22 protein-coding genes, 1 riboswitch and 1 other annotated feature are annotated in these 22,358 nt (G+C 43.9%); of the genes, 8 read left to right on the top strand and 14 right to left on the bottom strand.

Translation table 11 applies throughout. From position 1 onward, the window contains the following. Positions 1-176: 176 nt before the first annotated feature. Both focA and ED652_RS20635 read right to left on the bottom strand, forming a co-directional pair. A complete protein-coding gene (gene focA / locus ED652_RS20640; RefSeq protein ID WP_004734589.1) occupies positions 177-1,019 on the bottom strand; it encodes a formate transporter FocA in 843 nt (280 codons plus the stop codon). A gap of 363 nt (positions 1,020-1,382) precedes the next feature. Beyond that, positions 1,383-2,687: an ATPase gene (locus tag ED652_RS20635; protein WP_102315141.1), complete on the bottom strand. Its 1,305-nt coding sequence runs from the start codon at positions 2,685-2,687 to the stop codon at positions 1,383-1,385. A gap of 260 nt (positions 2,688-2,947) precedes the next feature. Here ED652_RS20635 and ED652_RS20630 point away from each other — a divergent pair, with 260 nt between their 5' ends. The 3 genes from ED652_RS20630 (at position 2,948) to ED652_RS20620 (ending at position 4,817) form a co-directional block, all read left to right on the top strand. Beyond that, complete coding sequence (locus ED652_RS20630; protein ID WP_004734587.1) at positions 2,948-3,178, top strand: TIGR02647 family protein; 231 nt, start codon at positions 2,948-2,950, stop codon at positions 3,176-3,178. A 114-nt stretch (positions 3,179-3,292) separates the two neighbouring features. Continuing rightward, on the top strand, positions 3,293-4,147 hold the full coding sequence (locus ED652_RS20625) for an NAD(P)H-binding protein (RefSeq protein ID WP_122056010.1): 855 nt from the start codon (positions 3,293-3,295) through the stop codon (positions 4,145-4,147). After that, positions 4,140-4,817, top strand: a complete 678-nt coding sequence (locus ED652_RS20620) for a YdcF family protein (RefSeq protein ID WP_122056009.1) — start codon at positions 4,140-4,142, stop codon at positions 4,815-4,817. Before ED652_RS20625 ends, ED652_RS20620 begins: the two co-directional genes overlap by 8 nt. Positions 4,818-4,952: 135 nt before the next feature. Here the strand turns inward: ED652_RS20620 and ED652_RS20615 are convergent, their stop codons facing one another. After that, entirely contained in the window at positions 4,953-5,531 is a 579-nt protein-coding gene (locus ED652_RS20615; protein ID WP_004734584.1) for a thymidine kinase, read from the bottom strand. 101 nt (positions 5,532-5,632) lie between these two features. After that, positions 5,633-7,018, bottom strand: coding sequence for a cysteine--tRNA ligase (gene cysS / locus ED652_RS20610; protein ID WP_122056008.1), 1,386 nt, complete (start codon positions 7,016-7,018; stop codon positions 5,633-5,635). Between the two features lie 191 nt (positions 7,019-7,209). On the opposite strand from cysS, the gene ED652_RS20605 reads away from it, so the two are divergent. The 4 genes from ED652_RS20605 (at position 7,210) to ED652_RS20585 (ending at position 10,760) form a co-directional block, all read left to right on the top strand. Continuing rightward, positions 7,210-7,704: a peptidylprolyl isomerase gene (locus tag ED652_RS20605; RefSeq protein WP_004734582.1), complete on the top strand. Its 495-nt coding sequence runs from the start codon at positions 7,210-7,212 to the stop codon at positions 7,702-7,704. Between the two features lie 349 nt (positions 7,705-8,053). Then, a complete protein-coding gene (gene lpxH, locus ED652_RS20595; protein WP_122056007.1) occupies positions 8,054-8,800 on the top strand; it encodes a UDP-2,3-diacylglucosamine diphosphatase in 747 nt (248 codons plus the stop codon). Between the two features lie 111 nt (positions 8,801-8,911). Continuing rightward, complete coding sequence (locus ED652_RS20590; protein WP_017109913.1) at positions 8,912-10,129, top strand: EAL and HDOD domain-containing protein; 1,218 nt, start codon at positions 8,912-8,914, stop codon at positions 10,127-10,129. Positions 10,130-10,247: 118 nt separating this feature from the next. After that, positions 10,248-10,760: a YchJ family protein gene (locus ED652_RS20585; protein ID WP_122056006.1), complete on the top strand. Its 513-nt coding sequence runs from the start codon at positions 10,248-10,250 to the stop codon at positions 10,758-10,760. A 184-nt stretch (positions 10,761-10,944) separates the two neighbouring features. Here the strand turns inward: ED652_RS20585 and hisIE are convergent, their stop codons facing one another. The 9 genes from hisIE to ED652_RS20540 form a co-directional block, all read right to left on the bottom strand. Further along, entirely contained in the window at positions 10,945-11,595 is a 651-nt protein-coding gene (hisIE, locus tag ED652_RS20580; RefSeq protein ID WP_065103833.1) for a bifunctional phosphoribosyl-AMP cyclohydrolase/phosphoribosyl-ATP diphosphatase HisIE, read from the bottom strand. Further along, positions 11,592-12,365 (bottom strand): imidazole glycerol phosphate synthase subunit HisF, encoded by a 774-nt coding sequence (gene hisF / locus ED652_RS20575; RefSeq protein WP_017109916.1) that lies wholly within the window; start codon positions 12,363-12,365, stop codon positions 11,592-11,594. Before hisF ends, hisIE begins: the two co-directional genes overlap by 4 nt. Then, positions 12,347-13,084: a 1-(5-phosphoribosyl)-5-[(5-phosphoribosylamino)methylideneamino]imidazole-4-carboxamide isomerase gene (gene hisA, locus ED652_RS20570; RefSeq protein WP_012604374.1), complete on the bottom strand. Its 738-nt coding sequence runs from the start codon at positions 13,082-13,084 to the stop codon at positions 12,347-12,349. The genes hisF and hisA overlap by 19 nt, the downstream gene beginning before the upstream one ends. A gap of 43 nt (positions 13,085-13,127) precedes the next feature. Next, positions 13,128-13,742 (bottom strand): imidazole glycerol phosphate synthase subunit HisH, encoded by a 615-nt coding sequence (hisH, locus tag ED652_RS20565; protein WP_122056005.1) that lies wholly within the window; start codon positions 13,740-13,742, stop codon positions 13,128-13,130. A 24-nt stretch (positions 13,743-13,766) separates the two neighbouring features. Next, positions 13,767-14,855, bottom strand: a complete 1,089-nt coding sequence (gene hisB, locus ED652_RS20560; RefSeq protein ID WP_065112180.1) for a bifunctional histidinol-phosphatase/imidazoleglycerol-phosphate dehydratase HisB — start codon at positions 14,853-14,855, stop codon at positions 13,767-13,769. Between the two features lie 131 nt (positions 14,856-14,986). Then, complete coding sequence (gene hisC, locus ED652_RS20555) at positions 14,987-16,027, bottom strand: histidinol-phosphate transaminase (RefSeq protein ID WP_122056004.1); 1,041 nt, start codon at positions 16,025-16,027, stop codon at positions 14,987-14,989. Between the two features lie 9 nt (positions 16,028-16,036). Then, positions 16,037-17,350 (bottom strand): histidinol dehydrogenase, encoded by a 1,314-nt coding sequence (gene hisD, locus ED652_RS20550; RefSeq protein WP_122056003.1) that lies wholly within the window; start codon positions 17,348-17,350, stop codon positions 16,037-16,039. A gap of 5 nt (positions 17,351-17,355) precedes the next feature. After that, entirely contained in the window at positions 17,356-18,252 is an 897-nt protein-coding gene (hisG, locus tag ED652_RS20545; RefSeq protein ID WP_029223418.1) for an ATP phosphoribosyltransferase, read from the bottom strand. 53 nt (positions 18,253-18,305) lie between these two features. Further along, positions 18,306-18,441: a sequence feature (His leader region), on the bottom strand. Between the two features lie 190 nt (positions 18,442-18,631). Further along, a complete protein-coding gene (locus ED652_RS20540) occupies positions 18,632-20,224 on the bottom strand; it encodes a Na+/H+ antiporter NhaC family protein (RefSeq protein ID WP_065103837.1) in 1,593 nt (530 codons plus the stop codon). Between the two features lie 112 nt (positions 20,225-20,336). After that, a riboswitch (Lysine riboswitch) is annotated at positions 20,337-20,514 on the bottom strand. A gap of 364 nt (positions 20,515-20,878) precedes the next feature. Between ED652_RS20540 and ED652_RS20535 the strand changes: the two genes are divergently transcribed. Continuing rightward, positions 20,879-21,289, top strand: a complete 411-nt coding sequence (locus tag ED652_RS20535; RefSeq protein ID WP_017109924.1) for an H-NS family nucleoid-associated regulatory protein — start codon at positions 20,879-20,881, stop codon at positions 21,287-21,289. Between the two features lie 45 nt (positions 21,290-21,334). On the opposite strand, the gene ED652_RS20530 is transcribed toward ED652_RS20535, so the two are convergent. Beyond that, positions 21,335-22,354: an IS630 family transposase gene (locus tag ED652_RS20530; RefSeq protein ID WP_254051723.1), complete on the bottom strand. Its 1,020-nt coding sequence runs from the start codon at positions 22,352-22,354 to the stop codon at positions 21,335-21,337. Between the last annotated feature and the right edge of the window lie 4 nt (positions 22,355-22,358).

The following is a 22,358-nucleotide window of genomic DNA, read 5'->3' as shown; positions in this document are numbered from 1 at the left end:
TAGCCTCAAGGAACAATCACCACCGCCCTAGGCGGTGGTTTTGAGGAGCCAATAAAAAACGGCCTGCAATGCAGGCCGTCTTGTAAATGTCATAAGTCAGTTCAATATTTTCACTGAGCTTTAACTAATCTTGTCACTGAGCTAGTCACGCAAGCTTTGTTGATCCGTCATCTTGATTAATCGCGTAAATAAATCAACCAATACCACATGCCAACAAAGATACCGCCGCCGATGATGTTACCGATAGTAACGGGCAGCAAGTTGTTCATCAGAAAGTCCATCATGTTTAGGTCAACATAGTCTGCTGGATTAGCCCCTGTCATTGTCCAGAATTCAGCTGGAGCAAATGTTTTGATACCGATAGCTAAAGGAACTTGGAACATATTCGCAATACAGTGCTCAAAGCCCGATGATACAAACATCGCAACAGGTAAAATCAGTACTGCAATTTTGTCAGTCAGTGTTCGTCCACTAAATGTCATCCATACCGCGATACAAACCAATACGTTACACATGATGCCAAGCGCGATAGCTTGGATAAAACCATGGTGCATTTTGTGCTGAGAGATGGCCATCGCATTCAAACCCACTTGCCCATGGTCGAACATGTACTGTTTAGTCAGAAGCATGCATGCCACTAGCAATAAGGCACCAATAAGGTTACCGATATAAACGGTCGCCCAGTTCTTGACTAGGGTTCCCCAGCTAATCTTGCCACTTGCGCGAGCAACAAGAGTGAGCACCGAACTGGTAAACAGTTCACCGCCAGTAACAACAACGAGGATTAAGCCCAAGCTAAATGCAAGGCCACCTAGTACGCGAGTAATACCCCAAGGTAAATCACCAGCGCCAGTGGTTACAATTGTGTAGAACACAAACGCAATACCGATATGTATGCCAGCTGAAATCGCTAGGAGAAAAGATTTGGTTGGATCTTTGGTTGCTTTACCTACGCCAATATCTGCAGCGCGCTCAGCCATTTGTGGCGGTAATAATGAGTCAAATTGGTTCAGATTCATGATGATTTACATTTTGAAACATGTTGTCGGGAGCGAGATAATCCTCTCTTTCATTTCTGAATTCAAGAGCTATTTGGGACTCAAAATACCTCCCACAACCTTGTGGAAAGGAAATAGCCCAAGTTATTCAAAATTCATACAACTTTAGTAGTAAAAAGAAAACTACGCTGAATGAAACGTTACCAACTTAAAAAATGGCACACTTATAAATATCAATAAGTTACGAAATAAAACAAAAGAATAACGTACACTATAATGACAAACAGACCGCTGTTGCCTCTAGATTTTGATATAGATCAACAGAACGTAAAAAAGCGCCCTGAGGCGCTTTTAAGTCAATCACAAATAAAGAAATTAGTTATGCTAAACCGAAGGTTCAATCACTTGTTCTGATGATTGCTCTAAAGCGGCATCTTCAAGGTTGGACTCAACGTTAGTCGGTGTCACGTCGGAGTGACTTTCGGTAGCAACTTTACCACCTAAGCTTTTCAAACTATCCACCAACTCTTCCAAGCTTTTTATGTGAGCATCACTCTTAGTAACCTGCTCATCCAAAAACTCGTTATGTTTGTTTGTCTCAGCAAGCTGTTGGGCTTGTTTCTGATTTTCGAGTTCCAAATCGGCAAGTTGTTCTGAAAGTGCTTCAACCTCAGACTTCAGTTGCGTAGTCATATCAGAGCTTTTAAGCGCTTTAATACTCTCGACGATTTTCTGAGCTTGAAGGCGCAACACCACATCACGGTAGTCTTGATCATTCAGGATCTGAGAAATACTCAAAAACTGGTTCTCGGCATTCAATACCGATTGCTCAAATCGATCACCCTTCACGTTAGCAAGCAACTTAACTTCATGCGCAACACTTCTCACGTGATTCAATTCGAATTCAGCGGCTTTAACGGCGTCTTCGATAATTGATTTTTCACGAGGACTTGCCTTAACTTGATTTTCCGCCAATGCAATTTGAGAACTTGCTTTAGCAAAGGTAAGCGGCACTACATCATCAAAGTCTTCATCTTCTAAGAACTCTAATTCGTTTTTCAGCGGTTCAATGTATTTCTTATGGGCGACTTTCACTTCTAATGAGCGAGCGTGGTTAAGAAACTCAACCTGTGCTTCCTGAGCATCTTCAAGCTCATCGACCAATACGTATTCAAATAACTCACTGTATTCAGCGTAAAGCCTCTTATAGTTCGACGCGAACATCGTATCGGCACCCAAATATTTCAGATAGTCCATCTGAACAATCGAATCCGCTAGTACTCTATCGGCCTTTTTCTTTAACACTAGAATCGAATCATAGTTTGATTTAACCAAAGCGATTTTTTCATCAAAAGCTTCAGCGTACGTTAGGCTCGAAAAAATTGAATAGCTTTTCGTTAGACGAGTTTCGTCTTTCAGTAAATCGGCATAAATGCTTTCAGCATCATCCCAAGCATCTAGTAGTTCATTGTAATTTTCTGGCGCATAAAGAGACAATTGAACATGGCTTTCAAGCTTACTTTCCCATTCGAGATGAACACTTTGCACAGAATCAAACGTGCGGGCATTTGATGAAGACTCACTGCCATTCGTGCTTTGGTTCGCTTCTGTCTGTTCAGAGGGAGTGCTCTGACACCCTGCAATTGCAAATAGCATACTGATCATTAATGCTACTTTGTTGGCTCTCACTGATGCATTTCCTTTTTTAAACAATATTTGCTCGATGCATTATATTTCTAGTCTCACAATATATTACAACCACTTAGCAATAAACATCATTCATTAATGAAGCGTGTGAAATTCGCCCAATTAAACAAAAAACAACTGCTCATGCGCTGATTAATCATTCAATTTGGTATCACTTATCAATTCTCTTTATTTGCTATTGCCTGAGTTGTGAATGCGCACTAAGGTGAAGGTAGAGAACGTTATGAATATATAGGTTAATTATGAAGTACAACGCTGAAAACATTGCTGATTTAAACCTCCTTCTTCAATTTGATGTAAGTAGCGCAGCTACTGGAATTAAAGTTCATCAAGAGGCAGCTCAAGAAACTCAAGACGCTGTTAAGCGCCTATTCGAAAAGAACCTTTGTACTCAGCCAGACGGCGGTTACCTAACAGATGAAGGTATACAGATGGCAGAGCGCGCAGACAAACTACTTCGCGTACTAAACTAAAGCTCCATTGTTCTAGTAAAAACTCCACTTGCCTCGGCCGTGGAGTTTTTTCATTTTTGAGCAAAGGTTTGTTAGGCTTATTGTAAATTCGTCATTTGCAGTTGTGAGGAACACATGGCTTCTATATTTATTGTTGGTGCTGGCTGGGTTGGAGCGCCCTTATCGGAACATCTCGTCAAACATGATAACCAAGTCGTCGTGACGAAGACCACCCAAGAAGGCGCTGACGCTATTGGCAACGAACGCACTCCTTGTGAAGTATTCAGTTTTGATGCAATACAACCTGAACGCTCTATTGGCCAACTCTACTCACTCCTATTGGAAAACAATACTGAGATAGTGATTGGTAGCTTTCCTCCCGGCTTTAGAAAAGGCGCTGGTGTCGAGTACGCCGACTCTTGGCAACAACTGACCAGTGCTTGCCAGAAGGCTAACGTGAAAAAGCTCATTATGGTCAGTTCAACGACGGTATATCCAACCAAGCCCGGAGTTCTGTACGAGCAAGACGCCTCACTCACTCTTTCTACCTCAGAAAACGAGCAAGCATCCGCATTTTCGGACAATGCACGCGTGATGCTGAAGGCTGAACAACTGGTGATGGATTCCGGCATCGATTACACCATTCTTCGTTTCAGTGGGTTAATCGGCCCTAGCCGTCACCCATCTCGATTCGCAAGCAAGCTAAAGCAGGTCAGCTCTCAAGCACCAGCCAACATGCTTCACCTTGATGATGCGATTGGTGCGGTCGATTTCGCCATCAATCAACTGCACAATGAAATCGTAAACGTCACCACACCAAATACAGTGAGCAAGGCAGAGTTCTACGCAGCAGCATTAAAAAGTGCCAATAGCAGCGAGCCACTCCCTCCTATTGTCGACACCCCAGACAAGCTGATCTCTTCTAAAAAGATCCTCGGTTTAGGTTACTCGTTTAAATTCGATTCCACATTGGACGCTCTTTATGACTAAGCAATCCATAGCTAAGCAAGCCGTAACAAAGAACTCAAAGGGTAAGCTATATCACTCGATCGACACCCTTTGGAACTTCATGTCGATGGATCATGACATCACGCCTTCAGATTGTATATTTGTGTTGTGCAGTAACGACACTCGCGTTGCTGAATACGCAGCTGAGCTCTATCACCAAGGTGTGGCGCCTTATATCGTATTTTCTGGCGGTGTGGGACGCTTTACTGAAGGCAGTTTTGAACGCTCAGAGGCTGAAACATTCGAGGCTATCGCTCGAGATGCTGGCGTGCCTGACTCTGACATTATCATTGAGAAGCACGCAACCAATACTGGGGAGAACGTACGATTCACCCACAAATTGTTGACTGAGCGTGGACTATCACCGAAACGCCTGACCTTAGTACAGAAACCCTTTATGGAGAAACGTACTTACGCCACGTTTGCTAAACAGTGGCCTGACGAAGTGACCGAGATTCAAGTCACTTCACAATGGCAAGACTGGGTTGATTACTTTAACGAAGAGTTACCATTAGACATGGTGTTGGGTGCTCTCATTGCTGACTTCGAACGAATCAAGTCTTATCCAGCGCAAGGATTTCAGATTGAGATGCCGATTCCTGATGACGTTGATCATGCTTACCAAGCATTGAAGAAGCTGGGTTTCGAATAAAACTTAAAGTAACGTAATACTCCTTTTCAGGAAACAAAAACGGTGGCACTTGGCCACCGTTTCTTATTCTTAACTATTACTTAAGCTTGTTGATTTCAGCTTTGTTCACTTAAGAAGAATCAACCAAAAAGCCGCTTATTTACCTAACGCTTCTTTGTAGTGCAAACGGCAAGCTGAAACATATTGGTCATTACCACCAATAGCCACTTGGTCACCTTCAGCAATCGCAACACCGTGCTCATCAGTACGAATCACCATATTCGCTTTACGGCCACAGTGACAAATCGTTTTTAGCTCAACCAGTTTGTCTGCCCAAGATAATAAGTAACGGCTACCTTCAAACAGTTCACCCAAGAAGTCAGTGCGCAAACCGTAACAAAGTACAGGGATGTGCAGCTTATCAACCACTTCTGTTAGCTGGTAAACCTGCTCTTTCGATAAGAACTGACACTCATCGATCAAAACACAATGACGCTTTTCTTCTTCATTGAGTTTTTGTATCGCGTCAAACATATTGGTGTCGTTTTTAAACAGTTGAGCTTCAGATTGAAGACCAATTCGCGAGCTAACTTTACCGATACCATAGCGATCATCTAGCGCTGCAGTAAAGATCACTGGCGTCATGCCACGCTCTTGGTAGTTAAATGAAGATTGAAGAAGCGTTGTCGATTTACCCGCATTCATTGCCGAGTAATAAAAATACATCTGAGCCACAGAAATATTCCTGTTAATTAAAAGTTGAAGATAAAAGCAAAGGTGAAATTAGAGAATTTTTGCTAGAAAAAAGGGCTGAAAATCAGCCCTTTTTATAAGATTTACTTACGACGCCAAGTCGTGCCTTCTGGGCCATCTTCCAGAATAATGCCCAACTCGTTTAGCTTATCACGTGCAAGGTCGGCGTTAGCCCAATCCTTCGAAGCGCGAGAATCATTACGTAGCTTAATAAGGCCTTCGATTTCTGCTACTTCGTCGTCATTACCCGCAGCATCACCTTTAAGGAAAGCTTCTGGGTCTTGATGAAGAATACCGATGATGTCGGCAAGTTCACGCATCAATGCACCGAGAGCACTTGCTTTTTCAATGCTTTCAGTCTTGATACGGTTGATTTCACGAGCCATTTCGAACAGCACTGAATAAGCTTCAGGTGTATTGAAATCATCGTTCATTGCCGTAGAGAAACGAGTTACATACTCTTGACCACCAGCAGGAGCTGCGGTTAGGTCTAGGCCACGAAGTGATGTGTATAAACGTTCAAGCGATGCACGTGCTTGGTTTAGGTTATCTTCGCTGTAGTTCAGCTGGCTACGGTAGTGACCAGACATTAGGAAGTAACGCACTGTTTCTGCATCGTAATGCTGAAGTACGTCACGGATAGTGAAGAAGTTACCCAGTGACTTAGACATTTTTTCTCTGTCTACCATCACCATGCCGCTGTGCATCCAAGTATTCACATATTGAGTACCGTGTGCGCAGCAAGATTGTGCAATTTCGTTCTCGTGATGCGGGAACTGTAGATCTGAACCTCCACCGTGGATATCGAAATGGTTACCAAGGATAGACGAGTTCATTGCTGAACATTCAATGTGCCAACCTGGACGACCTGGACCCCATGGAGATTCCCACGTAGGTTCACCTGGCTTAGACATCTTCCAAAGAACGAAATCTAACGGGCTGCGTTTTGCAGAATCAATATCAACACGAGCACCAGCTTGAAGCTGATCAAGGTCTTGCTTAGAAAGCTTACCGTATTCGTCGAATTTCTTAACTTCGAACATCACGTCGCCGTTGCTTGCCACATAAGCAAAACCACGGTCAATCAGCTTTTGAACCAGTTCAATAATTTCAGTGATGAATTCAGTTGCGCGAGGCTCTACATCTGGACGCTTCATGTTCAACGCATCGAAGTCTGCGTGCATTTCACCGATCAAACGCTCAGTCAGAGAATCACAAGACTCGCCGTTTTCGTTAGCGCGCTTGATGATTTTGTCATCGATATCTGTGATGTTACGAACGAAGTTCAGATCGTAACCAAGGTAACGAAGGTAGCGAGTTACTACGTCGAAAGAAACGAACGTACGGCCATGACCAATGTGACAGAGATCGTAAATGGTTACCCCACAGACATACATGCCGACTTTGCCAGCTGTAATTGGTTTGAATTCCTCTTTCTGTCTTGTGAGTGTGTTATAAATTTTTAGCATGATCTCTATCTATATTTGTGTATTAATCAAAATAAGAGGGCAAGTATATCAATTCATGCGTTATTAGGTAATCCCCCAAAGCAGTAATTACCTCAAACAACCAAGTTAAGTTAATGATTTGGTGTTTTGAAAGTCCGCCAACATGCGCTAGAATTCGAACTTCATATTAAAAAGACAGTAAGGTAACAATCATGATCATCCTTCACACAAATTTTGGTGACATCAAAGTTCAACTTAACGAAGAAAAAGCACCAGAAACAAGCGCAAACTTCCTACAGTATTGCCGTGACGGTTTTTACGACAACACGCTATTCCACCGTGTTATCGATGGTTTCATGGTTCAAGGCGGCGGCATGACTTCTGGCCTTAAAGAAAAAACAACTCGTGCGACTATCAAGAACGAAGCGAACAACGGCCTAGCGAACAAAGTGGGTACACTAGCAATGGCTCGTACTATGGAACCGCATTCAGCGAGCTCTCAGTTCTTCATCAACGTTAACGACAACTCTTTCCTAAACTTCCGTAGCGAAAGCCTAGACGGTTGGGGCTACTGTGTATTCGCAGAAGTAGTTGAAGGCATGGACATCGTAAACAAGATCAAAGGTGTTAGCACTGGTTCTATGGGTATGCACCAAGATGTACCTCTAGAAGAAGTGATCATCACTGGTACTACAATCGAAGCTTAATTACTTGCTTTCGATTAGGGCGTATTGACCTTTTGAGCTGATTTTTGCAGCGAGTTGCTGGGGATTTATACAAGGCAGAGGCTTTGATGTGTAGCTAGCCTACATAAGAAGCCGATAACGCAGTAGAAATAACCAGCAAACGCTGCCCAAAGGGTTCGGCTAAAAGCGTTTTACTCTTTGTTGAGGGAAATTTGCTTAGAATGACTAGGCTTCCTATCTCTCGCCTCGATTAAAACGCTTTTATCTCGAACAAAATTTAACCGCCAAAGGTCAACACGCCCTAGTATTAATAATTGATGAGCCGATAAAATCAGGATATAGGGAGCGAATCGCTCCCTTTTTTAGACCTATGAAAACATATTTTATATCAGACCTGCACCTTGCTCCGTCACGACAAGACATCACCGATTGCTTCCTCACTTTCATGAAGAACGAAGCGGTAGAAGCGGATGCACTCTATGTATTAGGTGACCTTTTCGAATTCTGGATTGGTGACGACGACAAAAGTGAGTTTGCGACCTCTATTCGCCAAGCGTTTATTGATTTGGTGAAAACTGGCGTGCCTTGCTACTTCACACAAGGTAACCGTGACTTCCTAGTCGGTAAGAAATTTGCCAAACAAACAGGCGTGCAACTTCTTGACGAAGTATCAACGATCGATATCTACGGACAAAAAGCGGTCGTACTGCATGGTGATACCCTATGTACCGAAGATGTAAAATATCTCGCCTTCCGCGAAAAAGTGCATCAACCATGGCTGCAATGGGTCTTCAACAGAATTCCATTTTTCATCAAGAAGAAAATTGTCTCGAAGGTTCAATCTGATATCAAAGATGACAAGCAAACTAAATCGCTCGACATCATGGATGTGACACAACAAGAAGTCGCAGATGTGATGGCGCGAAACAACGTCGATCTGATGATTCACGGCCATACTCATCGCCCTGACATCCACACCTTTGATACTAATAATTGCAGTAAAACCCGTGTCGTATTGGGTGATTGGTATACTCAAGGTTCAGTGCTGGTGTTCACTCCGCAAAGTTTTGAACTACAGAATCGAGAGTTTAGCAATAGCTTTCAACATCCGTCTTAAACTTTCACTTTGATTATTATTGTCGGTCAGACTTTCTTTGATTGTGTATGGTAATTTCCACTGAATTAGCTATTATCTCTCTATCAGAAATAAACCGAACACAGTACCAAGTTGAAATATTCATACGTAGCGCGTCAACCAATACTCGATACAGACAAGAAAACCATAGGTTACGAGTTGCTATTCAGGGACGGTCCTAAGAACACTTTCCCTGAAGTAGAGCCGGAGCTCGCTACTAGCCGTTTGCTTTCCGACCACTTTTTATCAACTCACTATAATACGTTGGGTGATAAGCTGGGGTTCGTTAACTTTCCTTATACAAGTCTGATTAACTTGGTCCCGACGCTGTTTCCAAAAGAAAGCCTCGTTGTTGAGGTTCTTGAAGACTGCGAACCAACCGACGAACTACTTGAAGCAATCAAAGCCATCTATGATGCGGGTTATACCATCGCATTGGACGACTTTGTGCCAAGCAAAGCGTGGAAGCGCTTCTTACCGTACGTTTCAATTATCAAGTTTGATATCCGTTTGATCTCAATTGCGAAAGCTTCGATGTTCATGAACTCTCTCAAAGGGTTAGACATTAAGTTCCTCGCTGAAAAAGTAGAGACTTACGACGAATATCAAGAAGCAAACCAAGCAGGCTTCACCTACTTCCAAGGTTACTTCTTCAGTAAGCCGGAAATGATCCAAACTCGTGCTCTCAACCCTGCGTTTTTGACGATTGTTCAGCTGTTGAAAGAGATCGCTAACGACCCTATCGACTTTGGTGAAGTTGAACGTCTGATCACATTAGACGTCACGCTGTCTTACAAGTTACTTGCCTATGTGAACTCTGCCGGAGGCTCAGCAACAACCATTCGTTCATTTCGCCAAGCGCTTATTTTTCTTGGCGAGCAAAAGCTACGTAAGTTCGTTTCACTTGTGGCGATTGCATCCGCGAAAGAAGACAAGCCAGATTCGCTCTATGGTTTAGCGGTATTACGTGCACGTGAGTGTGAACTCTTAGTCGAGAAGATGAATGTGAAAGTTGAACCCGGACAAGCCTTTTTGACCGGTATGTTCTCCCTACTCGATTCTCTGTTTGACCAACCGTTGAAGCAAGTACTGGACTCAGTGCCAATTGATGAAGAGATTAAGCAAGCTCTGATACAACGCAAAGGCGTATTAGGTGCGATCTTGGCGATGGTTATCGCTTATGAACAAGCTCGATGGGATGAAGCAACGCGCATTCGTAAACTGCTCAAACTAAGCGAAGCAGAGCTCGGGCAAGCTTATGACGAAGCGACGACTTGGGCTCAAGAGCTGTTATCACCGTCGTTGAAATAGTCCACTTCACATAACCGTACCAATGGAAACTAAACTTTGGCGAGCAATCGTTTCTTGGTAAACTCCCACGCATTCATTTATGGCCTCTTAATAGAGGCCATTTTTACAGGATTTGACTATGTCTTCATGCCCATGCGGTAGCAAAAATACTTACCAACAATGCTGTGAATCAGCACACCTTAACCACAGTGCCGTTGAAACACCTGAGCAATTGATGCGCTCACGTTATTCTGCACATGTACTTGGTTTGGTAGATTATGTGGTTGCTACTTACCATCCAAGCTGCAATGCAGAATCGCAGAGAGAAGGTATTGCCGAATCTATCGATAGTGATTGGGCGGGTCTAGAAGTTATAGATACAGCAACAGGCTCACACGAGAACGAAGGCTTTGTTGAGTTTAAAGCTTACTTCAATGACGAAGGCGAACACTACTGCATGCAAGAGCGCTCGCGATTCGTTCGTGAAGGCGGTCTTTGGTATTACATTGATGGCACCTTCCCTGAACAAGAAGAAGCTACACAACCAGAGATAGATCCTCGCTTAAACCAAACGGTTGAGAGCTTTAAGATCGGACGCAACGACCCATGCATTTGTGGCAGTGGTAAGAAATATAAAAAGTGCTGCGGGTAACTCGTACATCTAGGAAGTCAGATTAAGAGAAGAGATTCCTGATGTCGCTTGGGCTCCTCGAAATGACAACGCCTAAAGGTGAAGAGATGTACCCAAGAATTGAACGCTAAAAAAGCCCCGTAAACATGTTTGTTTACGGGGCTTTTATTTGTCTTTTACGTGGTTCTATTAATCTAAAGAGGGCTTACTTATGGCGCTCTTTTAATTTGTTCACCACGTCGTTCATCGATAGGCCTTGGTCTTGTAAAAGAACCATCAAGTGATAAATCAAATCCGCAGATTCGCACACTAACTCCGCCTTATCGCCCGACGTCGCCGCAAGCGCGACTTCAACGCCTTCTTCGCCCACTTTTTGCGAAATACGCTTGGTGCCACGGGCATATAAGCTGGCAGTATAAGAAGACTCAGGGTCTGCGTCCTTGCGGGCAGCCAGTAGCTGCTCAAGCTGATGAAGCCACACCATCTGAGACTCTTGTTGTTTGTCTCCGTCCCAGCACGTTGTAGTACCAGTGTGGCATGTTGGGCCAATGGGATTAACCTTGACCAGCAAGGTGTCGCTGTCACAGTCCAAGGCAATGTTCTGCAGTTGCAATACATTGCCCGACGTTTCACCTTTCGTCCAAAGACGCTCTTTGGTGCGAGAGAAAAACGTCACTTGGCCAGTTTCGCCTGTTTTCTCGAGTGCTGCTGGGTTCATGTATCCCATCATCAGCACTTGGCTAGATTGGTAATCTTGAACAATAGCTGGCACTAAGCCACCCACTTTTTCCCAATCAATACGCTCTGACAATGCGCCTACTTCTGTTTTTGATAAGCTTACGGGTTCAAAACTCATAGTCGCACCTCTACATCTTGTTGTTTTAAATACTGTTTAAGTTCACCAATATTGATGACTTGTTTGTGGAATACCGAAGCCGCAAGTGCTCCATCCACGTTGGTCTTTTTATAAGCTTCAGCAAAGTGCTCCATCGCACCTGCGCCACCTGACGCAATCAATGGAACGTTACATACTGAGCGAACCATGTTGAGTTGTTCGATGTCGTAACCGTTACGGACACCATCTTGGTTCATCATGTTCAACACGATCTCACCTGCGCCACGCTTCTGTACTTCTTGCACCCAATCTTTGGTTTCCCATTTGGTTGCTTTAGTACGCGCTTCATCGCCAGTGAATTGGTAAACCTGATATTTACCGGTTTCTTTATCGAAGTATGAATCGATACCAACAACGATACACTGCACGCCAAACTTATCAGCAAGGTCAGTGATCAGTTGCGGATTAGCCAATGCCGGTGAGTTGATTGACACTTTGTCCGCACCAAACTCAAGAATACGTGCTGCATCTTCCGCTGATTTAATACCACCAGCCACACAGAAAGGAATATCAATCACTTCTGCTACACGTTTTACCCAGCTCTTGTCGACTACACGACCATCGCTTGATGCAGTGATATCGTAAAATACTAATTCATCAGCGCCCTCTTCCGCATAACGTTGCGCTAACGGAACGATGTCACCAATAATTTCGTGGTTACGGAACTGAACGCCCTTAACCACCTGTCCATCACGGACATCCAAACAAGGGATTATTCGCTTTGCCAACATGCAAATGCCTCCTCAGCGGTGAATTTGCCATCAAGCAGTGCGCGACCCACAATCACGCCAGCAACGCCGCTGCCTTTAAGCGCTTCGATATCAGCTAAGCTGCCAATGCCGCCCGATGATTGGAATTGTACCTGTGGGTACTGCTTACAAAGATCAACATAAAGCTCTACGTTTGATCCTTCTAGCGTGCCATCTCGCGAAATATCTGTACACAGAACGTGTTTAAGGCCAACCGTTAGATAGTCTTCAATCAGCGCTTCAATGGTCACGCCTGAATCTTCTTGCCAACCTGAAATCGCGACTTTACGTGTACCGCTTTCGTCAATATTGATGTCCAGAGCCAGCACGATTTTTTCCGCACCGTACTTCTCCATCCAACCTTTAACCAACTCAGGTTGCTTAACTGCTGTAGAACCAACCACAACGCGCTGCGCGCCAGCTTCTAGCAGATCAACGACATCTTGTTCGTTACGCACACCACCACCAATCTGGATGTTCGCAGGCGTGCTAGCAAGTAGCTTAGCGATCAAGTCTAACTGACGAGCCGTTGTATCTTTTGCACCGGTTAAATCAACAAGGTGAAGCCAACCTGCGCCAGCTTGGTGATACAGGTTGAACTGCTCTGCTGGGTCTACTTTGTATTCTGTTACTTGCCCGTAGTCCCCTTGGAATAAGCGAACTACTTGGCCTTCAATTAAATCTAACGCGGGAATAATCATTTACATTCCTTATAGGGCAACGTTAGCCGCTGCCAAATCCTTATTACAATTCCAAGAAGTTCTGAATCAGCTTAGAGCCAGCTTTTGACGAACGCTCCGGGTGGAACTGAACACCATAATAGTTGCCACTTTGCACTGCGGCTGTGAACGGATTACCGTAATCACATTGTGCGATAGTGTAATCACCCACCGGCATTGCGAAGCTATGGACAAAGTAGAAGTACTCGCCTTCTTCAATGTCTTTGAATAAAGGGTGGTTAGGTGTCGCGGTAACTGTGTTCCAACCCATGTGTGGTAGCGGTAAATCACCCGTTTCAAGTAAACGAACTTCACCGTCACACAAGCCTAAACATTCAACCAGCACGTCAGCCTTTTGGCCTTTCTCTTGAGACAATTTGCCTAACAGCTGCATACCTAAACAAATACCTAGCAGAGGCTTCTCTACTTGCTTCACAAGAGAAACAAGGTCGCGCTCTTGCAAGTTCTTCATTGCCTCACTTGCTGTGCCTACACCCGGTAGGAAAAGCTTGTCGGCAGCTAGAACCACTTCTGGCTCTTTTGAAATCTCAACCGCATAGCCCAGACGTTCAATCGCAAATTTCACCGATGAAACGTTGGCACAACCGGTATCAATGATGACTACTTTCTGATCTTTCATTGTCTTTCCTTGCTAACGTTAGCCTTACAGAACGCCTTTGCTGCTTGGTAACTCGTTACCTTCAACTTTAATTGCTTGGCGAAGAGTACGGCCAAACGCTTTAAACAAGCTCTCAATGATGTGGTGATCATTATTGCCAGCAGAAGAAAGGTGTAGCGTACAAGCCAGTGTGTCGGTTAGAGAACGGAAGAAGTGAACCACCATCTCAGTTGAAAGATCACCCACTTGTTCACGGCTGAACTTAGCATCGAACTTCAGGTATGGGCGACCAGAAAGGTCTAGCGCACATTGAGCTAAACACTCATCCATTGGCAAGCTGAAACCAAAACGGCCAATGCCACGTTTGTCGCCTAGCGCATCTTTCAGTGCTTGGCCTAGCGCAAGCGCCGTGTCTTCTACCGTGTGGTGATCATCAATGTGTAGATCGCCCTTCACAGTCAGGTTCATTTGGAAACCGCCATGTGTCGCGATTTGATCAAGCATGTGATCGAAGAAACCCATGCCAGTATCGATCTTATTGCCTCCGGTTTCATCAAGGTTTACGGCTACCTTAATGTCGGTTTCTTTGGTCGTACGAACTACTTCAGCAACACGAGCATTAACCGTTAGATCTTTAACGATCTGTGGCCAGTTAAGTGTGCCTTCAGTTTGCGCATCTGGTCCGTATTGGATACCACGAATTGCCATGTTCTCAGCAAGTTGAAGATCCGTCATTCGATCGCCAATCACGACTGACTTTTGGAAGTCGACTTTACCGCCTTGAAGGTATTCTTTAACCATACCTAGCTTTGGTTTGCGGCAAGAACAGTTGTCTTCATCAAAGTGAGGGCAGATTAGAACATCATCAAACTTAACGCCCTGAGATTCAAAGAACTCCATCATCATATTGTGCGGAGCATCGAACTCTTCTTGCGGGTAGCTATCTGTGCCTAGACCATCTTGGTTAGTCACCATAACTAAGCGATAACCAGCATCTTGCAGTGCAAGTAGGCTAGGAATCACTAACGGTTCGAATTTTAGCTTGTCTAAACGGTCTACTTGAAAGTCGACTGGCGGCTCAACAATTAAGGTGCCATCACGGTCTATAAAAAGTATTTTCTGTTGTTTACTCACTTGAACTTCCTTTTAATTTTAAATCTGGTGGCCTAGCAAAAATCAAACGCTAACCCAAATAATGGTTTCATTTGCCAGCCGATTATTAATCAACTCAAGACTGACAAATGTTATTACTGATAAGCCGTTCGTTACTGATAAAAGTTACGAATGAATCCAAGTGTCTTTTCGCACTCTTCGCGGTTACCAATACTAATGCGAACACAGTTTTCAATTGGCGAATTACGTAAAATAATACCGCTGTCCCATGCTGCTTTGAATAAATCATCACCGTTAGGGAATTTAACCAGAAGGTAATTACCCCAACCATCGAATACCGTTATTTGAGGCATGCATATTAGGCCCGCTTGTAAATAAGCTCGGTTGGCACTCAAATCAAGAACCTGAAATTTTGCTCTTGCTAACCCGTGTTCTGACAGCGCTTGAACAGCAATGTCAGCAACAGGAACAGGAACTGGATAAGGTGCTATCACTTTCAACAGTACATCAATCAGTTCTTGGTTTGCTAGAGTAAATCCGCAACGTAAACCCGCCAATGCAAATGCTTTCGAGAGAGTTCGAAGAATCGCTAGATTCGGATACTGAGCAAGCAAATCCACCGTTGATGCTTCAGGGCAGAAATCGATATACGCTTCGTCCATCACAACAATGGCTTTGTCTTGAGTCATCTCAAGCAGTTTAACGATGTCTTTGCGGTTAACTAAGTTACCTGTTGGGTTATTTGGGCTACAAACAAAGACCACTTTTACGTTATCAAGTTGAGCTTCAATCGCCGGTAAATCCAATTGCCATTCAGACGTCAGCGGCACGACCTTACGCTCAACCCCGATAGTCTCCGCGCTGATTGCGTACATACCGTAAGTTGGTGGGCAATAAAGAATCGCATCTTCATTTGGCTCACAGAACGCTCGAATCAAAAGCTCAATACCTTCGTCAGCACCACGAGTAGTCAACGTTTGCTCTGGTGCAACACCTGCATATTGAGCGTAAGCATCGATTAGCTCTTTAGGCTGACACTCGCTGTAGCGATTAAGTCGAGTCAGATTTAAGGTGTACTCGTTATCAAACGGAGATTCGTTGGCGTTCAACCATACATCTCCGCTGCCACCAATGCGTCTTGCAGACAAGTAAGGTGTTAGAGCCTGAACTTGTTTTCTTGCTAACTTTTCCATGCCCTACCCTTATTTCGCTTTATTTAGCTGTTCAAATCGATTTAATTTTTCAACTCGGATAGTCACCGCACGTTTGTGTGCGTCCAAACCTTCGGCTTCCGCCATTGTGACTACCGTTGGCGCTAGGCCTTGTAAGCCATCAGCTGTTAACTCTTGTACCGTCATACGCTTAGAGAAATCCGCCAAACCTAGGCTTGAATAGGTTTTGGTATAACCGTAAGTCGGTAACACGTGGTTTGTGCCAGAAGCGTAATCACCCGCAGATTCAGGAGACCAATCACCAAGGAAGATTGAACCTGCATTATCTAGCAATGGCAGCAGTTCACGTGGATTCTTAGTTTGAACAATCAAGTGTTCAGGGCCGTAGAAGTTCGAAATCGCAATCGCCTGAGTGATCGATTCAGCAATAATAATTAGGCTTGATGCCAATGCTTGCTGGGCGATCGTTGCTCGAGACAACTCTTTCAGTTGTTTCTGCACCGCATCGGTTACTTGATCGGCAATCACTGGAGATGGTGTTACCAATACAACCTGAGAATCAGGACCGTGTTCCGCTTGGCTCAGCAGATCCGCAGCAATGAAATTTGCATCTGCTGTTTCATCGGCAATCACTAACACTTCAGACGGCCCAGCAGGCATATCAATCGCAGCGCCACGAAAGTCGTTACTTACTTGGCGTTTAGCTTCCGTTACGTAAGCGTTACCTGGGCCGAAGATCTTATCAACTTTAGCAACGCTCTCTGTACCATACGCCATTGCCGCAACCGCTTGACCACCGCCTACATTGTAAACCTCATCGATTTTACAAAGTTTAGCGACATACAAGATTTCATCTGCAATTGGCGGAGGTGAACAAAGCACAACCTTACGACAACCAGCAATCTGAGCAGGAACACCCAACATAAGAACCGTTGATGGAAGTGGTGCGCTGCCCCCTGGGATGTACAAACCCACCGTATTAATAGCGCGAGTCACTTGCTCACAAACCACACCGGGTTGAGTTTCAACCTTAATCGGTTGTGGTTTTTGAGCTTCGTGGAACTTAGCAATATTACGATAAGCTTGCTCAAGCGCTTGCTTCATCTCTGGTGTTAAACGCGCGCAGGCTTCTTCGATCTCTTCAGAACGTACTCGAATCGATTCCGGTGTCACACCATCAAACTTTTCGGTCAGCTCTTTGAGCGCTGCATCGCCTTCATTTCTTACTTTTGCAATTACACCAGACACAGTTGCTGTGATATTCGCACCTTCAGCAATTGCTGGGCGCTCTAATACTGAGTCTTGCTGTGATTCACTTAATGATTGCCAAACAACGGTTCTCATAGCAGTTACCCCATCATTTTTTCGATTGGTAGTACTAGGATTGAGCTTGCACCCAACTCTTTCAATTGTTCCATCGTTTCCCAGAACAAGTTCTCTGTACTTACTAGGTGAACGGCAACTTTGTCTTTGTCTGTTGATAGAGGAAGAACCGTTGGATCTTCAGCACCAGGCAGTAGTGCTTTGATTTGCTCTAGCTGAGATGTTGGCGCGTGAAGCATGATGTACTTCGACTCTTTTGCTTGTTGAACACCCTGCATACGAGTCAGTAGTTTTTCAATCAATGCAGTCTTGTCAGCGTCGAACTCACCAACACGTTGAATCAGTGTTGCTTTAGATTGGAAGATAGCTTCTGCTTCTTTTAGGCCGTTTGCTTCTAGCGTCGCACCTGTAGAAACCAAATCGGCGATAGCGTCTGCCAGGCCTGCACGAGGAGCCACTTCAACCGAACCTGTTAGCATACAAGTGCTGAATTCAACACCCTGCTCGTCCATGTAAGCTTTTAGTAGTTGTGGGTAAGTAGTCGCAATACGTTTGCCCGCTAGATCTTGTGGGCCGTTGTATTCTTCGTCTTTGTTGATAGCGATAGAAAGGCGGCAACCACCGAAGTCTAAACGACGTAGTGTGCGGAACTCTGAAGGCTCTTTAAGAGCAACACGGTCTAGGCGAACTTCTTCTAGTTCATTTTCACCGATGAAACCAAGGTCAACGACACCATCCATGATAAGACCTGGGATGTCATCATCACGAACCAGTAACAAGTCGATTGGCATATTTAGTGAATGAACAACTAGGCGCTCACCCATGATGTTAAATTTAACACCACATTTTTTAAGTAGATCTTGGCACTCTTTACTTAAGCGACCTTTCTTTTGAATTGCGATTCTTAGGCGTTGTGTCTGCATTGCTGTATCCCTGTGCAAATATTTGAATTTATTGATTATTTAAAAGCGCTAAAACTAAAAAACCCCCGGAAGACTTTGTCGTCCCGAGGGTTTAAATCTAAATTCTTTGACTTAACCTCCGGGAGAATTCTTGCTCCCGGGTATACGTAAATCTCCCCGAAAGACTAGATAGGGTGATGATGGTGATGAATGTTCATTACTAGTTTACGCATACTTATTAGCTCTTAGGTTGTTTGCTGTCTTGTCTCCACACTAACTAAGGTCACATCCTTTTTCAACCATTTATTCGAACTTTTTTCACGAAATTTAAAATTAAATTAACAGGCACAAAAAAGGGAGGCCAATGCCTCCCTGATACTTTACTGATTAACTTTCACTTTTAGCTTTTGCACGTCGCCATTTTGCAACGAGAGAAGTAAGCCAATGCAAAACATACTGCAACGAACGTTAGAGACGCAGCACTAAACGCGATGCCAATTGAAGACGTCATACCTAGCGTGATGAAACCAATGCACGATACAAACGCTACAGACAGCGCATAAGGAAGCTGAGTCGATACGTGGTCAATGTGGTTACAACGAGCACCGGTAGAAGACAGAATCGTTGTGTCAGAGATTGGAGAACAGTGGTCACCGAATACTGAACCAGCCAGAACCGCACTTAGCATAGGTAGAATCAACGCGATGTCAGAAGCTGCAGCCATGTCACCCGCGATAGGAAGCATGATACCGAACGTACCCCAAGATGTACCTGTCGAGAATGCCATTAGGCCAGCAAGAAGGAACAAAATAACCGGTAGCCAGTGGTAATCAATGTTGCCAGTCGCTAGAGATGATAGGTACGAACCTGTTTTCATGTCGCCGATAACAGAGCCGATAGTCCATGCAAACACAAGGATAAGGATAGCGCCAAACATTGAGCTCGCACCGATCCACATTGTTCTTGCAATATCAGACATTGGTAGCTTTTGCTTGAATACTGTCGCTAGCGCAACAAGCAGACCTAACACGCCACCGTAAACAAGAGACTTGCCTACATCTGTATTTTCGAACGCGCCAAGCAGGTTGAATGCTTGACCGTCAGCTGCCAGCGCTTGGCCACCCGTGTAAAGCATGGCAGCAACTGTTGCTACGATTAGCGATACGATTGGCATAACGAGATCAGAAACAGAACCGTTCTCGCTCTCTTCAATATCTAGCTCTTCGTTCAGGTCATGAGCTTGCTTTTGATCGTTGTCACCATCAAAGCCGCGGCCTTGTGATGCTTCAATCTCATGCTCGCGCATTTTACCAACGTCTAGACCAAACCACGCTACCGCAAATACCATAAGTAGTGCGAATACAGCGTAAAAGTTCATTGGGATAAGACGAACGTAAGCACCCAGTGCAGAATACTCTGTCACACCGTGTGTCACTAAGATGCCACCAATAATAGTAATGATGTAAGCACCCCAGCTAGAAGCCGGCATGATCACACACATAGGAGCAGCAGTAGAATCTAGGATATAAGCTAGCTTAGCGCGAGATACATAGAAACGGTCTGTTACAGGGCGAGAGATAGCACCTACCGCTAAGCTGTTGAAGTAATCATCGACAAAGATGAATACGCCTAAGAAGGCAGCAAGTAGTTTTGAACCACGTTTGCTCTTCACACGAGACTGTGCCCATTCAGCGAATGCGCGAGTACCGCCAGAAAGTGTTAAGAGAGCGGTCATCATTCCAAGGATAAGTAGGAATGCGATAATGCTCATGTTCCAAGTGTTGATACCACCATCTTCGATGAAAACACCAGATGCTTTAGTAAACACGTAGCTAGCTGCGTTACCTACTGAATAATCAGCAAGTAGAATCGCACCCATGACGATACCGACACCCAAAGAAACCAATACACGGCGGGTAACAATAGCAAGAGTCAATGCAACCAAAGGAGGAAGCAGCGATAAAGGCGATGTTGCAAAATCTATTAAATTCATGATCTTCAAAAACCAGTTTTTTATTTGGCTAGAGATCTACTGCAGACAAACTTGATACGACTTATCAAGCTCATGTTGAACTAAGCGAAAGGGAAGTGAACACTTCACCCAACCCTACAGTAGCGCTCCATAGTTTAAAATTAAGACTATGGCAGTGTTGTACCTATTGAGCACAACCCCAGCAAATTGCTTAGATATACAATTTACTTCGGCAATTAGACCTTTCATTCCCGTTCATTGGCATCACCCCAACGAAAACTACTTTTTATAATTGCACCTCTACGTGCGATAACATTATTAACCGTGTAAACCAGAGTTTAACAACAAATTAACCAAAGCATCGCATCAGGTAGCCGCAATTGTACTCATCAAGAGCAACAATGCAACATATCATTCCGAGAAAAATAGGGTTTTGTTAATGAACTTATCAATACAAAAATAGTCCACAGAAAGCAATTACTCCACCAGTCACATATCGATTTTTAAGAAAATCTTAATAATTATTATAAATTCATCAAAAGTGAGTCGTTTCTTTTTCAACTATTCATCTCACTTTTATATTTAAATAACCAATACAAGAAATACTATTTGTTTTATTCCTAGGCTCTGTTTATTATTAGGAAGATTATTTAGTTTACCTTGATGGAAAATATCATGTCTGAATTAACAAAAACTTTATTGAATATCCGTAGCCTTCGCGCATTCTCACGTGAATTAACTCTTGAGCAACTTGAAGAAGCACTAGACAAGCTAACTATTGTTGTACAAGAGCGTCAAGAGTCTGAAGCTGAAGAACAAGCTGCTAAAGCAGAGCAAGAAGCTAAGCTTTCTGCTATTGCTGAACAAATTGCAAAAGACGGCATCGATGTTGCTGATCTTATTGCTGCGCTTTCTGGTGAAGCAAAAACAAAAACAGCAAAAGCTAAACGTGCTCCTCGTCCAGCTAAATACAAATATGTAGATGGCAATGGCGATGAGAAAACTTGGACAGGTCAAGGTCGTACGCCTTCAGCTATCCAAGAACAACTAGATGCTGGTAAATCTCTAGAAGAGTTTGCTATCTAAACATTTAGTTTACTTAGTGGGTAATCAATTACACGCTATACCCATTCAACTTGAAGATGCAGGCTTTAGCACCTGAAAATTATCATTTATTCGAGATATCAAAGAGCCTGCGATCTCTGGAAGAGTCACAGTATAGAAATTCTCGATGGCTTCTCTAAATTCCCGTTTACTCTTGAAATATACATTGTTTCTCGAATGTTCATTCATCACTTTCCAAAGCCGTTCGATTGGATTTAGATTCGGGCTATAAGGTGGAAGGTAGTGAAGTTCAATATTCAAGACAAAAGCAGCATCTCTGACCAAATCACTTCGATGGTATCCCGCACCATCTAAGATAATGTGGAGCTTGTGATCTAATGGGTAACGCTCTCTAATTTGACAGAAGAAACGAACGATACTTTCACTGTTGATGGTCTCGTAATCATGAATAATCGTGCTGCCAATATCGTTGAGATTCAAAGCGCCAATGAGGTTGAGACGACTTCGACTTCCCGTCGTTTCAACCGCTTTATCTTGTCCTTTTCGTATCCAACCATGCGATATTTTAGTCGCTTGAGTAGGGTGAACTGCATCAATGAATAAAATCGACTCACCCTTTTTACAGCTTGCTTTGAGCGCTTCATAAGCCTCAATAAAGGCTTTCTGTTTAATTTCATCAAACTTATGAGGCACACCTTTAGGCATCTTGTAACTGAAACTATTTTTGTGAAGCCATTTGTTCATCCCAGCAACGGTATAGCTAAGGCCAAATTCCTCTTTCACATAAGCGACAATTTGATGAGTATGAGCATAGGTATGCTCAGTCAAATGCTCGATGAGGTGCATGGTTTGATTGGCAGAAAGTTTGCTTTGGCTGCCACCATTTTCAGGCTTAAGCTTTTCAGAAAGGACGTATTCGCTGAGATGGCGAGCAACCGTCGATTCATGGATACGAAGGGCTTGAGAAATCATCAACTGACTCCAACCCTCAGAAGCGAGTAATACCGCTTTAATGCGGTCACGAACTCGACCATCACGAGTTGAGTCGTGCATCTGCTCAAGTTGCTGCTTTTGTTGGGGAGTCAATGTA

Origin of the sequence: Vibrio sp. Evd11 (genome assembly GCF_900382755.1) — a bacterium.
Taxonomy (GTDB): domain Bacteria; phylum Pseudomonadota; class Gammaproteobacteria; order Enterobacterales; family Vibrionaceae; genus Vibrio; species Vibrio lentus.
Note: the sequence above shows the minus strand (reverse complement) of the source record. Positions and strands in the feature narration are given on the sequence as shown.

Bases quoted from the DNA above. Each gene is read 5' to 3' on its own strand.
- hisC (WP_122056004.1), bottom strand. From the start codon at position 16,027: ATGGAAAAGTTAGCAAGAAAACAAGTTCAGGCTCTAACACCTTACTTG.
- lpxH (WP_122056007.1), top strand. From the start codon at position 8,054: ATGAAAACATATTTTATATCAGACCTGCACCTTGCTCCGTCACGACAA.
- hisH (WP_122056005.1), bottom strand. From the start codon at position 13,742: ATGAAAGATCAGAAAGTAGTCATCATTGATACCGGTTGTGCCAACGTT.
- hisG (WP_029223418.1), bottom strand. From the start codon at position 18,252: ATGCAGACACAACGCCTAAGAATCGCAATTCAAAAGAAAGGTCGCTTA.
- cysS (WP_122056008.1), bottom strand. From the start codon at position 7,018: ATGCTAAAAATTTATAACACACTCACAAGACAGAAAGAGGAATTCAAA.
- ED652_RS20605 (WP_004734582.1), top strand. From the start codon at position 7,210: ATGATCATCCTTCACACAAATTTTGGTGACATCAAAGTTCAACTTAAC.
- ED652_RS20535 (WP_017109924.1), top strand. From the start codon at position 20,879: ATGTCTGAATTAACAAAAACTTTATTGAATATCCGTAGCCTTCGCGCA.
- hisIE (WP_065103833.1), bottom strand. From the start codon at position 11,595: ATGAGTTTTGAACCCGTAAGCTTATCAAAAACAGAAGTAGGCGCATTG.
- ED652_RS20540 (WP_065103837.1), bottom strand. From the start codon at position 20,224: ATGAATTTAATAGATTTTGCAACATCGCCTTTATCGCTGCTTCCTCCT.
- ED652_RS20625 (WP_122056010.1), top strand. From the start codon at position 3,293: ATGGCTTCTATATTTATTGTTGGTGCTGGCTGGGTTGGAGCGCCCTTA.
- hisA (WP_012604374.1), bottom strand. From the start codon at position 13,084: ATGATTATTCCCGCGTTAGATTTAATTGAAGGCCAAGTAGTTCGCTTA.
- hisD (WP_122056003.1), bottom strand. From the start codon at position 17,350: ATGAGAACCGTTGTTTGGCAATCATTAAGTGAATCACAGCAAGACTCA.
- ED652_RS20620 (WP_122056009.1), top strand. From the start codon at position 4,140: ATGACTAAGCAATCCATAGCTAAGCAAGCCGTAACAAAGAACTCAAAG.
- hisF (WP_017109916.1), bottom strand. From the start codon at position 12,365: ATGTTGGCAAAGCGAATAATCCCTTGTTTGGATGTCCGTGATGGACAG.
- ED652_RS20630 (WP_004734587.1), top strand. From the start codon at position 2,948: ATGAAGTACAACGCTGAAAACATTGCTGATTTAAACCTCCTTCTTCAA.
- focA (WP_004734589.1), bottom strand. From the start codon at position 1,019: ATGAATCTGAACCAATTTGACTCATTATTACCGCCACAAATGGCTGAG.
- ED652_RS20585 (WP_122056006.1), top strand. From the start codon at position 10,248: ATGTCTTCATGCCCATGCGGTAGCAAAAATACTTACCAACAATGCTGT.